The organism is Thermodesulfobacteriota bacterium, assembly GCA_026415035.1.
Lineage (GTDB): Bacteria > Desulfobacterota > BSN033 > BSN033 > UBA1163 > RBG-16-49-23.
On sequence record JAOAHX010000002.1, the window covers coordinates 85,139 to 99,752 of the forward strand.

Below are 14,614 nucleotides of genomic sequence, written 5' to 3' on the forward strand. Positions count from 1 at the left end.
TTCAACAATTGAGGAGGAGCCTCTTTGCGGGATATCAAGAAATGGCTTCCTCCCCGGTGACTCCTCCGGTCACCATTCTCGTGCCCGCCCACAATGAAGAGTTGACCATTGTGGATACGGTTCGTTCCCTGTTAAAATTAGATTATCCATCCTACGAAGTGATCGTCATCGACGATGGCTCGACCGATAAGACGTTGGAGCAACTCATCCGACATTACCATCTCTATCCTGTCGATCTGATCTACCGACCTGTCATTCCCACCGGGCCCGTCAGCGGTTTCTATATCAACCCGAGATATCCAAACCTCACCGTGATCCAGAAATCTTGGGGGGGGAAATCAGACGCCCTCAACGTGGGGATCAATCTGGCTCGAAGCCCCTACTTCTGTTCGATCGATGCGGATACGATTCTCGAGGGAGACGCTTTGCTAAAAATTATGAAGCCTTTTCTCGAATCGGAAACCTTGGTGGCCAGCGGGGGGATCATCCGCATCCTGGATGGATGCACCGTGGAGGATGGGAGAATTGTCACCATCGATCTGCCTCGGAAGGATATCTTGATTTTCCAGGTGGTGGAGTATCTTCGCTCCTTTCTCTTTGGGCGAACGGGGTGGAGCACCTTGGGCTGTCTCCTTGTGCTTTCGGGCGCTTTTTCGGTGTTTCAAAAAAAGGCGGTCCAAGAGGTGGGGGGGTATGCCAGGGACACCGTCACCGAGGACTTTGAATTAATCGTCCGCCTTCATCGGAGGCTGAGAGAGCGAAAACAGCCTTATCAGATCTCCTTTATTCCGGAACCGGCTGCCTGGACCCAAGTTCCGGATCGATATAGGATCCTGGCCCGGCAGCGACGGCGATGGCAGAGGGGGTTGGCGACGACCCTGTTCTCCAATCTGCGGATGTTCTTCAATCCCCGGTATGGAAAAATTGGACTGGTGGCCTTTCCGACGACTTTTTTCATAGAGCTTCTGGGCCCCGGGATCGAATTGCTGGGCTATGGCGTAGTCGCTCTCTCCTTCTATTTCAATTTGATCAATCTTCGGATGTTCTGGCTCTTCCTCCTTTTTGCCCTCCTTTATGGGGTGTTTCTCTCGGTGGGGGCCATCTTGATCGAAGAGATGACCTACCGAAGGTATCCCAAATGGAGCTCCCTCTTGAAATTGTTGGTCTATGCCGTGCTGGAGAATTTTGGGTATCGACAGCTCAACGCCTGGTGGCGGGTCCAGGCCCTCTTTCAACTTTTGTCCGGAAAGAATGGCTGGGGGAGAATCACCCGACGTCGATTTGCCAGGATTCGGTCGAGGAGGCCTGGGGGAAGATGAAGGCTCGGCAGGAAGACCTCGGGTTTTTGGCCCTGCGAAATGGGGATCATCAGGAGGCGATCAACCTCTTCCTGAGGGCCCTTGAAAGGGGGCCGAGCGCCGAGGCCTATTATGGACTGGGGATGGCCTATCGCCAATTGGACAATCGCCCCAAGGCCCTTTGGGCTTTTCACAAGGCCATCGAAATCGATCCCCATCATGCCAAGGCCTCCCATGCCCTCGAGCTTCTTGAGATCGGATCAGAGGAAGGGATCGAGCCCCCCGTTCCTCTCAAGGCGTTCAACGTCAGGACGTCTTCCGATTACCTTGAGAGGGAGGAGGGAGGACATTGGGAGAAGTTCTTCATCAAGGGGATCAACCTTGGGTTGGGGCTGCCCGGTTATTTCCCCGGCGAGTTTCCCATTGAAAAAGGCACCTACCTCAAGTGGTTCGAGAAGATTTACGAACTCGGCATCAACTCGATTCGCCTCTACACGCTCCACCCCCCTTCGTTCTACGAGGCCCTCTACCAATTTAACCGTCCCCTTCCGAAACTCCGTTTAATTCAAGGGATCTGGGTTGAATTGCCCCCTAAGAACGATTTTTTCGAGTCCTCGTATCTGGAGGAAGTCCAGGAGAACGTTCGGCACACGGTGGATGCCATTTATGGGAAGCTGACCCTTCCGGAGAAGAAGGGAAGGCCTTCCGGTCGTTATCGCTACGATGTCTCTTCTTTAACCCTTGCCTTTTTGTTTGGCCGAGAATGGGAACCCTGCGCGGTCAAGGGCTTTAACGAGAGACAAAAGAGGAGGTTCAAAAGCTATCGGGGGAGTTTTTTGGCCATTGAAGAGGGGACCCCCTTCGAGGCTTGGATCACCGAGATGGTGGATTATGTGCAGCATTATGAGAAGGAGAGACATGGCCTCTCCCATCCAGTCAGCGTAATCAACTGGCCTACCCTCGACCCCCTAATTCATCCGGCGGAATCCACTTATGAAGAGAACCTGGAATTTCAGGGGATCAAGGTCAATCGGGCCCTCTGCAACGAAAATGAAGACGAAGAGACCCTGGATCTGACGAAGATCAAGACGCTTCGGGGACCCGGGTTCTTCGCCACCTATCACATCTACCCCTATTACCCCGATTTCATGGTCAATGGATATCTCCAGGAAGGACATCCCTTTTTGGCCTACCTCCAACAGCTCAAAGCCTACCACGGCCGCCAACCCGTTCTCGTTGGAGAATTCGGCGTCCCGAGCAGCCGGATCAACGCCCATTGGCATCCCAGGGGATGGCATCAGGGGGGACACTCTGAAAGGCAACAGGGAGAGATCAACGGGACATTGATGAGGGCCATTTATCAGGCCAAGATGGCAGGGGGGATCCTGTTTTCCTGGTTTGACGAATGGTTTAAGAAAAATTGGCTTTTTCTCCCTTATTACGATCCTTCGGATCGAAAACCCTATTGGTACAACCTTCAGGACGCCGAAGAGAACTATGGCCTCCTCTCCGCCTATCCTGGTTACCCGAGAAAAAGGGTCCATCTCTCGGGGGATCGCGCAGATTGGCTTGAAGGCCTCCTGCTTTACGAAAAGCAGACGGACCAGATGGTGTTTAAATTTCATGACGGGTTTGACGAGGCCCGATATTTAAAGAGGGTGATGGCTCAACACGACGAAGGCTTCTTCTACCTCTTTATCGAGACCCAAGGCCCCGTCGATTTTACGAAGGCCCATTATCTGGTGGGGCTCGATACGATCGAGCCTGATCGAGGAGAATTTGGCCTCCCCCTTAACACCCTTGTGAGGCTTCCCATCGGACTGGAGTTTCTCATTCACCTTGCCGGCAAGGAGAAGAGCCGGATGCTCATCTCCAAAGATTACGATAAGTATCTCAACGAAGATCGAGGGGAGATTCTTCCTCAGAGATCCGACCAGGGAGAATGGGTCCTCATGCTTCATAAGAGCAACGCCCGGAGAATCAGCAAAGACGGGAAGAGGTTCTTCCCTGCCCGGGTCCATTTGACCTCTCTGTTGCGATACGGGAGTTTGGATCCCAAACACCCAGACTATGACTCCCTGGCGGATTTCTACTTCGTGGACAACAGGATCGAAATTCGTCTCCCCTGGAGCCTTCTCCTCTTCACGGATCCCAGTTCGCGTAGGGTGCTTTGGAAAGATGGAAATTCCCAATCGAAAAAGACGGAGGGCATCCATGTCCTGGTCTTTTCCTATCGGCCCCAGGGGGGTCACCTCTTCGCCCAACCTACCGGGCAGAGAACGAATCTCACCGATTCTTTGCCGGAACGGCTCCGGCGGGATGCGATGAAGGCCTATACGTGGGAGGAATGGGATAAGCCAACCTATCATACCGCCCTGAAGCCGGCTTACCATCAATATCAAAAATATTTGCTCAATATCCCAGAGAGGATCGAATGACCCTCACACGAAGAGACTTTCTGAAAGGAACCTTGGGGGCCTTCCTGATCTCTCCCGGGAGGGGACGGGACAGGGAGGTGCCTACGAAGAGGATCCCTGTTCTGCTCTATCACGACATCTCCAACTCGGTCAAAGACGACTACACCCTCTCCCCCGCTCAATTCGCTGCCCAGATGGAATGGCTCTATTCCGAGGGGTACCAGGCCCTCCTGTTTCGTGAGGTTCCCTCCCTGCCCGAAGAGCAGCTGGAGAGGAAGGTCGTGATCACCTTTGATGACGGATACGCCTCTTTTATCGATTACGCCTTCCCTTTGCTCCAGAGCTATCAGTTCAAAGCCATTTTGAACCCCATCGGCGCCCACGTAGGGACCTTTATTCCTATGGGAACCAACCGGCCCCTTCTCAGCTGGGATGAGTACCGATATCTCTTGAAAACCGGGCTGGTGGAACTGGGATGCCACACTTATGAACTCCATCATTCGAAAGGGGCCCTATCTGTATCGGCATCGAGGTTGGAGAGCGACCTGCAGCGATTCCAGGAGGTGGCCCAGCGGGAGACCGGCCGGAGGGTTCAAATCTTGGCCTGGCCTTACGGATATTTTGATCGACAGAGTGTCCGGGTCGCCAAGAAGGTGGGATTTCAGTATCTCCTAACCTCGGAGGAAGGGCTCTTTGAGAGGGCTTCAGGATGGGATCGGATTCCAAGATTAAATATAAATTATAAGCTCGACCTGGTCTCCTTTAAGCAATATCTTGGGAGGAAAGAACAGTGAAGAATAAAGGGTGGGTCATCGGGCTCCTCCTTCTCTGGAAGACCTCCCTCTGCGGGGCTGACACACCGGGGGAGGTGTCCGGGGAAGGACCCTACGGAAAAGGGATCGAAACCCATCCCCCGGTCCTAAGATCGTCCCAGGAGGACAGGGAAGGGGCGAGGCGCCATTACGAGTTGGGCCGGGCATGGGCAATTCGGGAAGATTTTAGAAAGGCAGGAGAAGAGTATCTCAAAGCCCTCTCCCTCCATCGGATGGGTTTCACGGAGGAGGAGAGATTCCAGATGGCCCTTCACCTCTCCTGGGGGGGGTATCTTAAAGAAGCGATGGATCTGCTCTCCGAGATCCTCCGAGCCAATCCCGACCATCTCGATGCAAGGATTCATTTGGCCCGCTGCCTCTCCTGGGCAGGACGATTCCGAGACGCCTTAAGAGAAGCCGATTCCGTCTTACAAAAATACCCTGCCCATCGAGAGGCCCGATTCATTCAGGCCAATGTGTGGAGATGGAGGGGAGAGTTTCGAAGGGCCATTTCTCTTTACCACGAGTTGTTGAGAGAGAAAGAGGACTTCGATATCCGCCTGGGGTTGACCTACGCCCTGCTGCTCCGGGGGGATCGGAAGGGAGCTCAAGAGAGCGCGTCCCTGTTGAGGCCCAATTACCCTTACCAGGAGAGGGAATTAGCAAAGATTCGGGAGGAGATCAGGAAAAGAACGGCTCCTTTCTTAGAAGGACGTTCTCAATTCTATAGCGATTCGGATCACAACCGACTGCTACGATTCGCCCTCTCCGGAGGGGGATGGATCGATTCTTGGGAGGTGGCCCTCCATCTGACGGAAACCCATGCCCGAGACAAGTTCAGGGACCACCAGAGCGAGGAGGTTTCTTTTAGCGTCTATTCGAAGCCCTTTGAATCCCTGAGGGTAGGAGGGGGAATGGGGGTTACGCAACTCCGTCATCGGGAGTCGGATCATTACTTGGCCGGCGGTCTCAACGTCGATGTGGATCTTTTCCGCGGGACGATCGGGGCGAGGGTTTCTCGTGCCGTATTGGTGGATACCGCCCAGTTAATCGAGAATCGAATCCGGGTCACTCAAGGGAGCTTACAATGCTCCCAGAACCTGGGAGAGGGTATTTCCTTCTATGGTAGCTACACTTATCGGGATTATTCGGACCGCAACCATTCCCACGATGTTCAGTTGATTCCCCGGTATATCCTCCTGCAGAAAGACCCGAGGTTTGTCCTGGGTTATCGCTTCAGGTATCTCGATTTCGAGAGGCAGACCCGAAGGGGGTACTTCGATCCGGATCGTTTCCTTTCCCATCAACTCTTGGTCACTTTGGGGTTTGAGGGAGATCGCTATGCCCTCCTTCTCGAACCATATGTGGGGTATCAATCCTTTCGGCGATACGGGACCCCGCATCACGATCTTATCGTTGGCGGAGCAGGGAACTTCCAGTATCGTATCGGAAAGAGGTTCGACCTCCTTTTGGCCACCGAGGCCGGAAACGACGCTTTGGGGGCCGCCTCGGGTTTCAAATATTATCAATTCACTTTAGGGTTAAAGGCTCATTTTTAGAGCCCAGGGCCTTTTCCTCCCTCTCCCAGATGATTTTAAAGGAAAGAAGGTCACGGACCTTTGATAAAAGCCTCGAGCTCTTTTCTCGAGGGCAAGGAGGGTTGGGCGCCCAGTTTGGTGGTGGCGAGGGCGCCAGCGGCGTTGGCAAACCTCAATGCCTCTCGGATCGATTCCCCTTCCGAGAGGGCGCAAGAGAGGCCTCCCAAGAAGGCATCGCCTGCGGCCGTCGTATCGACCGCCTTCACCTTGAAGGCCTTCATCCGGATTTCCTCTTTATCGTTCTTGAAGTAAAGGCCTTTTTGGCCCAGCGTGACCACCACATTCTTCACACCCATCCTCAATAATCTCTCGGCGATCTTCGGCAGGTCCTGATCGCTCCTCATCCTCATTCCAGCCAGGGCCTGGGCCTCCAGCTCGTTGGGCACGAGGTAGTCGATCTTGGCGAGGACCTCCCCTGAAAGCGGGTGGGCGGGGGAGGGGTTGAGTAGCGTGAGGAGGCCGTGAGTTTTGGCTATGTCCAGGCTCAGGGATACGACATCGAGAGGGACCTCCAGCTGAAGGACGAGGAGGCGTGCCTTCGGAAAAAAGGGGGTGCATCGCCTGATGTCTTCCACCGAGAGTTGGGCATTGGATCCCTGAAAGACGACGATCCTGTTCTCCCCTTTCGGGTCAAGCTCGATGAAGGCCATCCCCGTGGGGACCTTCCGGTCCAGAAAGATCGTCTTCGGGTCGAGACCCTTTTCGACCAGGTAGCGGCGATAGGCTTTTCCGTAATGGTCGTTGCCCAAGCGGGTGATCAGGGCGACCTCGGCGCCCAGCAGTTTTGCGGCGATGGCCTGATTGGCGCCCTTTCCGCCGAAGACGGTCGCAAGGCCCTCGGCCCGGAGGGTCTCTCCGGGGCGGTTAAAGCGGGGGACCCTCAGGATGAAGTCCACGTTCGAACTGCCGACGACGAGAACGAGGTTCGACATCCTCCCGCCTCCAAGGGGATCAAGGGTTCAACCTTGAGATGAAAAGGCTTAAAAACCGCTCTCTCTCCACTCCGAGACAGACCCCAAGCTCCGGCCCCTGTCTCCCTTCCGTGATCCTTCCCCAACCCTCTCCTTCTTCGGTTTGGACGCAGAGGCGGAGTTTTTCCTTTGTGGCCAGTCCGGGATCGATCACGACGCCGACCGCGAGGGGGTCGTGAAGGAAGACCCTCTCCCTGTTTCGGAACCTCCTGGCCTTGGGGTCGTAGCCCGTGGCCTCCATGAGGAACTGGGAGAAGGGAGTTCCAATGGGTCGGATCCTTTCCTCCATCGCCTCGGGGGTGAGAAAGACCTGGTGCGTGACATCGAGGGGAACCAACGTGGTCGGAATTCCCGATTCGAAAACAATTTGAGCGGCTACTGGATCGGAGTAGATATTGAATTCAGCAAAAGGGGTCACATTGCCCCGCGTCCGGACCGCCCCTCCCATGAGGACGATCTCTCGGAGAAGTTTCATCCCCTCCGGGTCCTTCTCCATTGCCAAAGCTAGGTTGGTGGGCGGTCCGATGGCGATGAGGGTCACTTCTCGAGGATGTCGCCGGGCCATACGGGTGAAGAGTTCGTCTGCAGGTCCGGGAAAGAGGCTCCACCACGTCTCGTCCCCTTTGAAGTCGAGCGTGGCCTCGCCCAATCCCGTCTTCCCGTGAACCGAATGGGCGTATAGGGCCCTGCCTTTCAGGGGGCGGTCCGCCCCCTTAGCGATGAGCGGTTTGTGATCCGGTCGGATCAGGGCGAGGACCTTCTGGATGTTTTCAAAGACCGCCTCCAGCGGGACGTTCCCGTTCACGCCGCTCACCGCTAAGACCTCCAGCTCAGGGGAATGGAAGGCGAGGATCAGGGCGAGGGCATCGTCCACGCCGACGTCACAGTCGATGATCACTTTCTTGGCCATCGGGCCTCCTCTGAAAAAAATTCCGGTCTCGGGCCCGCCCTTCAGGGATGGGGGGAGACCGAAATCTCCATGGGCTTTCCCTCCCGGAGGATCAAGAAGAGGATCCCTTTTCCCGATCCGGTCCGGGTCACGGCGTCATGGAGGTCCTGCAATCTCAGGATTTCCTGTTCATTCACCCGGAGGATCCTATCGCCAGGAAGCAGCCCTGCCTTTTCTGCGGGGCTATCGGGCAAGATCCGTTCGATGAGCACGCCCGGGGTTTCCGAGGCCTTAAGAACGAGGCCGATCCGCGGCCTCCTCTTCTCAGGTGCAGAAGGGTGGGTGAGCCAGAGATAGTCAGCCGGGGGGCGGGAGATTTGGGAGAACATCGGGTCCTTCTGGATCTCTTTGCCCCATTCTCTTAAGAGGATCGTCTTGTAGGGAAGAGGGGACCTCCGGAAGAACCGCTCGGGGATCCCGAACCGATAGATGATATGGCCGGCGCCAGCGATCACGACGATCGTCTTTCCCTCTCCCTCGGGAGAGCTTAGAAAGTTCGAGAGGGTTTCGGCCATCCCTTCATCCCAGAGGACCTGGGCAAGATAGAACCGTTCGAAATCTTTCGCCAGTCCGCCTTCGTGACCCCGGTAGATGGATTCGATGTAGCTGCGGTGGAGCGGGTGGCCAAGGTCCATCTCCGGAAGGCCCTTCCTCTCTTCTTCCGAAAGGCTATCGATTCCTCCCTGGGCGGCTTTCCTCACCAGTTCCCTCGGGACATTGAGGGCAAGGACCTTGAGACCCCGGTCCCTCGCCTCGTCGAGGAGGCCTTTGTAGAGCCGATAATCCATCCCCCACGTGGTCTCCCACTCTATCTGGCGGAGAAACTCCTCCTCGCTGAGAAGCCCCTTGGTCCACCGATCGAGGAGGGGTTGTTGGGGCCTCTGGAACATCTCCATGGCGATGACGACCGCTTTTCCCTGGTCCACAAGCGCCCGGATGATCCTCCTCTGGATCTGGTGATGCTCCATCTGATCGTGGGATTCTCCGGTGAAGATCACCCTTGCCCCTCGCAACTCTTCCATCAATTGCGGAAAGGAGAGCCTCCCGCCATCCGAGAGCCTGAAGATCTCCTCCGCATGAGGGGGAGGGGGGTTAAGCGAGATCTTCGCAACCCAGGAAGGGGGAGAGGGTTTCAAACAACTGAGAAAGAGGAGGGGAAGAAAGGCGGTGAGGAGAAGGCCCGGGGATTTCATTAAATTCATTATAACATCCTCGGATAGACCACGGGTAGTCGAAGGAGGAGGCCTCTCCTTGAAGGCCGAGGGGAATTATGATATCCATCTTTTGAAGTCGCCCTCGGAGGAGAGAAGGATATGAGAAAGGGGCTGTTCGTGATCGGATGGGTTTGCTTCATCCTCTTGGGAGGGGGGAGCTTTGCGATCGGTCAGACCCCTCCGGGCCCATCTGAAGGGGTTTCCCTACAGAGATCCCAGGAAACCGTCAGGGCTTTGACCGAGAGGATCGCGACCCTTGAAGCCACCCTCTCCCAACTTTACACCGAGGTGGAGGCGCTTCGCAACGCCTTGCGGAGCCTCCAGATCCGACCTCCCCTGACCTCTTATAAACTACCGCGGGAGGTGACCCTATGCGGGGAGAGGATCCCTCTCGAAGAGCGATCGGTCTGGGAAAATCTCGACCGGGAATTCCTCATCGCCCTCGACAACCACGCCCAGATCCTCCTTTGGATGAAACGGGCCAGGCGGTACTTCCCGTTGATCGAAAAACGGCTCAAGGAGATGAATCTTCCCAGCGATCTCAAGTATGTCACCATCGTTGAGAGCGCTCTCAGACCCTATGCGGTCTCCTCCGCCGGAGCGGCTGGGATTTGGCAATTCATTCCAACGACAGGGGAGAAGTATGGGATGAGAAGGACCAAGGGGCTTGACGAGCGATTCGATTTTTTCAAGGCCACCGAAGGGGCCTTGAATTATCTGAAGGCGCTCTATGAGGAGTTCGGAAGCTGGTCCCTAGCCTTGGCGGCCTACAATGCCGGGGAAAAACGGATACGACAGGAGATCGACCTTCAGAAAACCACCCGTTACTACTCTCTCGATCTCCCCCTTGAGACCGAACGATATGTCTACAAGATTGCGGTAGCCAAGCTGATCCTCTCCGATCCCGGAAGGTTCGGTTTCCATCTGGACGAGGAGGACCTCTATGAGCCTCTCCGTCTGGAGCGGGTCCAGATCGAGCTATCGCAACCTCTCCCCCTGATCGAAGTGGCCAAGGCCATCGGAGCTTCCTACAAAGAGGTCAAGGAGATGAACCTCCACTTTTCGGCGGAGTCCATTCCCACGGGTCACCACTTTCTCAATCTGCCCCAAGGGACCTCGGAGCGGTTCCTGGGCTTCTTCTCCCAGTGGCAAAAGGAGGTTCAAAGGAAATAGGCCCGTTGGTCGGGTTGAATTTCTTGGCGAAAAGGCCTATCCTTGTTTCCGGAGGTTGTCGTTCCGTGCCAGAGAAGGAGAAGATCCTGATCGTCGAAGACGAATCCCTCGTTCGGGATATGGTGGCCTCCTATGTGACCCAGTTGGGATTCGAAGCCGTTACGGTTCAAAACGGCCTGGAGGCATTGGAACGATTGAGACAGGAGGCCTTCACCATCTTGCTCACCGACATCAAGATGCCGGGGATGGACGGTTTTGGGTTGATGAGGGAGGTCCGATCGGAATTTCCGGAGATTCCCATCGTTGCCATGACAGGCCATGGGGCCTCCTACACCTTTACCGATGTGGTCGAAGCAGGGGCGACGGATTACCTGACCAAGCCCTTCACCCTGGATGAGCTCAGGGCCAAGTTGAATCGGTTGCTCCGGGAGAAGGGCCTTCTCCGAGAGTTGCGACAGAAGTCGATGGAATTGGAGAGGGCGAACGAAGACCTCAAGCGGCTTGACAACCTGAAATCCCTTTTTGTCTCGAGCGTCTCTCACGAGCTCCGGACCCCCCTCACCGTCATCAAGGAATTTATCTCCCTGATGCTCGAAGGACACGGGGGCCCCTTGACGGAGGACCAGAAGGAATATTTGGGGATCGCCCACAAGAATATATTGCGGCTGACGAACCTCATCGATACCCTCCTCGATTTTTCGAGAATCGAATCCGGCAAAGGCCTCCAGTTGAAATTTGAACCCGCCCGGCTGATCGAGGTGGTGGAAGATGCCTCGATGACGCTCGCCCATACCCTCGAAGAGAAGCGGATTGCCCTCGAGAACCGGATCGATCCGGAAATCCCCCTGGTGTTGATCGATCGGAACCGTCTGGTGGAGGTCTTCATCAACCTTCTCAACAACGGGATCAAGTTCACCCCGGCCGGGGGGAAGATCACGATCGATACGCGAGGGGTCACCGAAAGGCGGGACTATCTGAAGGTGGTGGTGAGCGATACGGGGATCGGGATTCCCCCGGAGGATCTGCCGCGGATCTTCGACCGATTTTACCAGGGCCAGACCGGGGTCTCCATGGGGTCGGGTCTGGGTCTGGCGATTACCAAAGAGATCATCGAGGGACATCGGGGGGCCATCCATGCGGAGAGCCGTCTGGGGAGCGGGACCAACATCGTCTTCACCCTTCCTCTCCTTCAGGTGGGCAACATTTTTCGGCTCTTGATCGAGCCGATGTTGAACGAGGCCGAGCGAGACGGGCTCTCCTTTTCGGTCATCCAGATCCGATTGTGGGATCCGAGGCTCAAGCGGGAGCTCCTGTTGAGTCACGAGGTCTTGGGGAGCGTCAAGTATGCCATCCAGAAGATGGTCCGGACGGTCGACATCGTCGTTCCCTTCTCAGGCCATCTCATCTACCTCTTCAGCTTCATCGACGATCGTCTGGCCAGGGAGATCGGTGAAAGGATCCAAGTCAAACTGACCCAAGGGGGATATCTCCCCAAGGGGGCGGAGGTCCAGTTTAAAACCTATTCTTTCCCCCAGGATGCCCTTTCGAAGGAGGACTTCCTCAAGGGCTGTCGGCACCTCATCAAGGCGGAGTGACCGGAGAGGTGAGCCTGGGGAAAGGGAACGAGGGATGCCACTCATCCCCAAGTCTTGAGGGGGCGACGATGCGGAACTTACTTTTGTGCTTGGGTTTCCTCTTCCTTCTCCTGTCCTGCGAGGGGAGGCCCTCCTCTGCCCCGAAGGAGCCGCCCGCCGGACCCCCGCCCAAGGTGGTGGTGGAGAAGGAGAAGGTGGAGAAGATCGAGCCGCTTCCTCCTGAGGTGAAGATCCGATTGAAGCGGGACGGTAAGGAGAATTACTCTTGGGAGATCACCGGCTCGGATGTCAACGAGATCCTCAAGATCAACGAGAGGCTGAAGAAGAGCTTGGGTGGGGAATCCCAGCGGTGAAGGTCGGACGGCGTCGAGGCCCACCCCTTGGCGTGATCCAACGGCCGTCGAAGGGCTTTCGATCCTCCACTCCCATAGAAGGAGGCGCTGAAGAAGGATGGATGCATTTTTGGATCAGTTCTTTAAAGATCTCCCTTTCGGGCTCGGGGTCGCATTGCTCGTCTTTCTCGGGATCCTGCTGGTCATCTGGCTGCTCCTCCCGCTCTGGGTCCTCTTCATTCAGTGGAATACCGCCAAAATCCGCGACGAGATTCGAAGGCTGGCCGATCTGATGGAAGAAGGAGCTTGGGATGTGCAGAGGAAACCTCTCTCGGGGCCGAAGGATTAGTCTCTGCCTCTGTTTGGGATGGCTTTTTTCAACCTCCCTCTCTTTTTCCGAGTCCCTTCCGAAGGTCCCTTTATACATCCATGGATGGGAAATATGGGTGGAAGTCGCCCGAAGGCCGGAAGAAAGGGCGAAGGGGTTGATGGGAAGAAGGCATCTGGGAGAGGATGAGGGGATGCTCTTCGTCTTTGAAGAAGAGGGGTACCATAGCTTCTGGATGAAGAATACGCTCATCCCGCTCAGCATCGCCTTCATCGACAAAGACGGGCGGGTCGTCAAGATCGCGGACATGGAACCCCTGACCCTGACGTCCCATACCCCGCCCAAGCCGATCCTCTATGCCCTTGAGATGAATCGGGGATGGTTCAAAAAGAGAGGGGTGAGGGTGGGGGATGTGGTGAGATTTTCGAATTAATCTTCCCCCAACCAGCAATAGAGGCAGAGCTTCTCCCGCGGGAGGCCGATGGCCTCCACCATGTCTTCGATCCTCTGGTATCTCAGCGTCGTGGCCCCGAGTTCCTTACGAATCCATTCGACCATCCGTTCATAGCTTTTCGATCGGGGGTCGGTGTACTCCCTCACGTCTTCCACCTCCCGGCCTTCGATCGCCTCAATGGCCTTCCGGGCGACCAGTTCTTTGGTGGAACGGGTCGACAGGGCGAACCGGCAGGGGAAGAGCAGGGGCGGACAGGCCGGTCGCACGTGGACCTCCCTGGCCCCCGAATCCCAGAGCTTTTTAATCGTATAGTTTTTCAGCTGGGTCCCCCTCACGATGGAGTCTTCGCAGAGGACGATCCGGTTTCCCTCGATCACCGACCGGACGGGGATGAGTTTCATCGTGGCGACCAGATCGCGGATCTCCTGGGAGGGAGGGGTGTAACTCCGTCCGTAACCGGGGGTGTATTTTACCAAAGGTCTGCGGAAGGGGAGACCCGATTCCATGGCATATCCGATGGCATGGCCCACCCCGGAATCGGGAACCCCTGCCACAAGGTCGGCCTCGATCTCGTCCCTTCGGGCCAGCGCCCTTCCACACCGCTCCCGGACGAGCTCCACGCTGATGCCTTCGTAAGCCGAAGCCGGATACCCGGTATAGATCCAAAGAAAGGCACAGACCCGCTGCCTCTTCTGGCCTTTCGATACCTCCTCGAGCCCAGATTTTCCGACGAAGACGACCTCCCCGGGGTCAAGATATTTTTTGATTTGAAACCCCAAGTTGAGGAAGGAGCAAGTTTCGGTGGCGATGGCATATTCCCCCTCCCTCTCTCCCACCACCAGAGGGGTGCGACCCAGCCGGTCGCGGGCCGCATAAATCCCCTCCCTCTTCAGGAGGAGGAGGGAGGCGGAGCCTTCGATCCGGTCATAGACGGCCTCGATCCCTTCCAGGAGGGTGCGCCCCCGAGTGATGAGCTTGGCAATCAATTCCACCGAATTGATGCCACCGCTTGACATCTCGCCGAAGGTCTCTCCCTCTTTCAGGAGTTCGGAGGCCAAATCCTTTACATTTTCGATGAGCCCTGCCATGACGATGGCGAAATGGCCAAATTTGGATCCGATGATCAGGGGCTGTGGATCTCGATCGCTGATCACCCCGATCCCCATGGTGCCCCTCATCTGTTTATAATCGTCATAAAATTTGGATTTGAACTGGCTCTTTCGGATATCGTGGATGGAACGATAGAACCGCCTGCCCAGGACGGCCATCCCCCCATATTCGGTTCCCATATGGGAATGATAATCGGTCCCGTAAAGGAGGGTGTCCGCGCAATGCCTCTTCATGATCACCCCGAAAACCCCGCTCATGCCTTTCCCTCAGAAGAAGGCCTCTTGAAGCTCCATGAAGCCCATAACCGAACCTTTTTCCGTTGTCAATGAGCGGAGACCCTCCGCCAATTCCCATCGCTCCGTT

Annotated in this window: 13 protein-coding genes; 9 read left to right on the top strand and 4 right to left on the bottom strand. The window is 56.1% G+C overall.

The window, feature by feature from the left end:
- The first annotated feature begins 41 nt into the window (after positions 1–41).
- Genes N3G78_01910 through N3G78_01925 form a run of 4 tightly spaced genes read left to right on the top strand, consistent with a single transcriptional unit; the run spans position 42 to position 6,086 of the window.
- Entirely contained in the window at positions 42–1,319 is a 1,278-nt protein-coding gene (locus N3G78_01910) for a glycosyltransferase family 2 protein (GenBank protein ID MCX8116673.1), read from the top strand.
- Positions 1,316–3,736 (top strand): tetratricopeptide repeat protein, encoded by a 2,421-nt coding sequence (locus N3G78_01915; GenBank protein ID MCX8116674.1) that lies wholly within the window; start codon positions 1,316–1,318, stop codon positions 3,734–3,736. The genes N3G78_01910 and N3G78_01915 overlap by 4 nt, the downstream gene beginning before the upstream one ends.
- A complete protein-coding gene (locus N3G78_01920; GenBank protein ID MCX8116675.1) occupies positions 3,733–4,509 on the top strand; it encodes a polysaccharide deacetylase family protein in 777 nt (258 codons plus the stop codon). Before N3G78_01915 ends, N3G78_01920 begins: the two co-directional genes overlap by 4 nt.
- Positions 4,506–6,086: a tetratricopeptide repeat protein gene (locus N3G78_01925; protein MCX8116676.1), complete on the top strand. Its 1,581-nt coding sequence runs from the start codon at positions 4,506–4,508 to the stop codon at positions 6,084–6,086. The genes N3G78_01920 and N3G78_01925 overlap by 4 nt, the downstream gene beginning before the upstream one ends.
- A gap of 50 nt (positions 6,087–6,136) precedes the next feature.
- On the opposite strand, the gene rbsK is transcribed toward N3G78_01925, so the two are convergent.
- Genes rbsK through N3G78_01940 form a run of 3 tightly spaced genes read right to left on the bottom strand, consistent with a single transcriptional unit; the run spans position 6,137 to position 9,247 of the window.
- Complete coding sequence (rbsK, locus tag N3G78_01930; GenBank protein ID MCX8116677.1) at positions 6,137–7,057, bottom strand: ribokinase; 921 nt, start codon at positions 7,055–7,057, stop codon at positions 6,137–6,139.
- Positions 7,058–7,076: 19 nt separating this feature from the next.
- Positions 7,077–8,006: a nucleoside hydrolase gene (locus N3G78_01935; GenBank protein ID MCX8116678.1), complete on the bottom strand. Its 930-nt coding sequence runs from the start codon at positions 8,004–8,006 to the stop codon at positions 7,077–7,079.
- 41 nt (positions 8,007–8,047) lie between these two features.
- Positions 8,048–9,247, bottom strand: coding sequence for a ChaN family lipoprotein (locus N3G78_01940; protein MCX8116679.1), 1,200 nt, complete (start codon positions 9,245–9,247; stop codon positions 8,048–8,050).
- A 111-nt stretch (positions 9,248–9,358) separates the two neighbouring features.
- On the opposite strand from N3G78_01940, the gene N3G78_01945 reads away from it, so the two are divergent.
- The 5 genes from N3G78_01945 (at position 9,359) to N3G78_01965 (ending at position 13,120) form a co-directional block, all read left to right on the top strand.
- Positions 9,359–10,432: a transglycosylase SLT domain-containing protein gene (locus tag N3G78_01945; protein ID MCX8116680.1), complete on the top strand. Its 1,074-nt coding sequence runs from the start codon at positions 9,359–9,361 to the stop codon at positions 10,430–10,432.
- Between the two features lie 65 nt (positions 10,433–10,497).
- Positions 10,498–12,027, top strand: a complete 1,530-nt coding sequence (locus N3G78_01950) for a hybrid sensor histidine kinase/response regulator (protein MCX8116681.1) — start codon at positions 10,498–10,500, stop codon at positions 12,025–12,027.
- A gap of 68 nt (positions 12,028–12,095) precedes the next feature.
- Positions 12,096–12,380 (top strand): hypothetical protein, encoded by a 285-nt coding sequence (locus N3G78_01955; protein MCX8116682.1) that lies wholly within the window; start codon positions 12,096–12,098, stop codon positions 12,378–12,380.
- Positions 12,381–12,477: 97 nt separating this feature from the next.
- A complete protein-coding gene (locus tag N3G78_01960) occupies positions 12,478–12,708 on the top strand; it encodes a hypothetical protein (protein MCX8116683.1) in 231 nt (76 codons plus the stop codon).
- A gap of 97 nt (positions 12,709–12,805) precedes the next feature.
- Positions 12,806–13,120 (top strand): DUF192 domain-containing protein, encoded by a 315-nt coding sequence (locus tag N3G78_01965; GenBank protein ID MCX8116684.1) that lies wholly within the window; start codon positions 12,806–12,808, stop codon positions 13,118–13,120.
- On the opposite strand, the gene N3G78_01970 is transcribed toward N3G78_01965, so the two are convergent.
- Complete coding sequence (locus N3G78_01970) at positions 13,117–14,508, bottom strand: amidophosphoribosyltransferase (GenBank protein MCX8116685.1); 1,392 nt, start codon at positions 14,506–14,508, stop codon at positions 13,117–13,119. The two genes, N3G78_01965 and N3G78_01970, sit on opposite strands and share 4 nt — an antisense overlap.
- Positions 14,509–14,614: the final 106 nt, after the last annotated feature.

Excerpts from the sequence above, each read along its gene's own strand:
- N3G78_01910 (MCX8116673.1), top strand. The coding sequence starts at position 42 with ATGGCTTCCTCCCCGGTGACTCCTCCGGTCACCATTCTCGTGCCCGCC.
- N3G78_01915 (MCX8116674.1), top strand. The coding sequence starts at position 1,316 with ATGAAGGCTCGGCAGGAAGACCTCGGGTTTTTGGCCCTGCGAAATGGG.
- N3G78_01920 (MCX8116675.1), top strand. The coding sequence starts at position 3,733 with ATGACCCTCACACGAAGAGACTTTCTGAAAGGAACCTTGGGGGCCTTC.
- rbsK (MCX8116677.1), bottom strand. The coding sequence starts at position 7,057 with ATGTCGAACCTCGTTCTCGTCGTCGGCAGTTCGAACGTGGACTTCATC.
- N3G78_01935 (MCX8116678.1), bottom strand. The coding sequence starts at position 8,006 with ATGGCCAAGAAAGTGATCATCGACTGTGACGTCGGCGTGGACGATGCC.
- N3G78_01940 (MCX8116679.1), bottom strand. The coding sequence starts at position 9,247 with ATGAATTTAATGAAATCCCCGGGCCTTCTCCTCACCGCCTTTCTTCCC.
- N3G78_01945 (MCX8116680.1), top strand. The coding sequence starts at position 9,359 with ATGAGAAAGGGGCTGTTCGTGATCGGATGGGTTTGCTTCATCCTCTTG.
- N3G78_01955 (MCX8116682.1), top strand. The coding sequence starts at position 12,096 with ATGCGGAACTTACTTTTGTGCTTGGGTTTCCTCTTCCTTCTCCTGTCC.
- N3G78_01960 (MCX8116683.1), top strand. The coding sequence starts at position 12,478 with ATGGATGCATTTTTGGATCAGTTCTTTAAAGATCTCCCTTTCGGGCTC.
- N3G78_01970 (MCX8116685.1), bottom strand. The coding sequence starts at position 14,508 with ATGAGCGGGGTTTTCGGGGTGATCATGAAGAGGCATTGCGCGGACACC.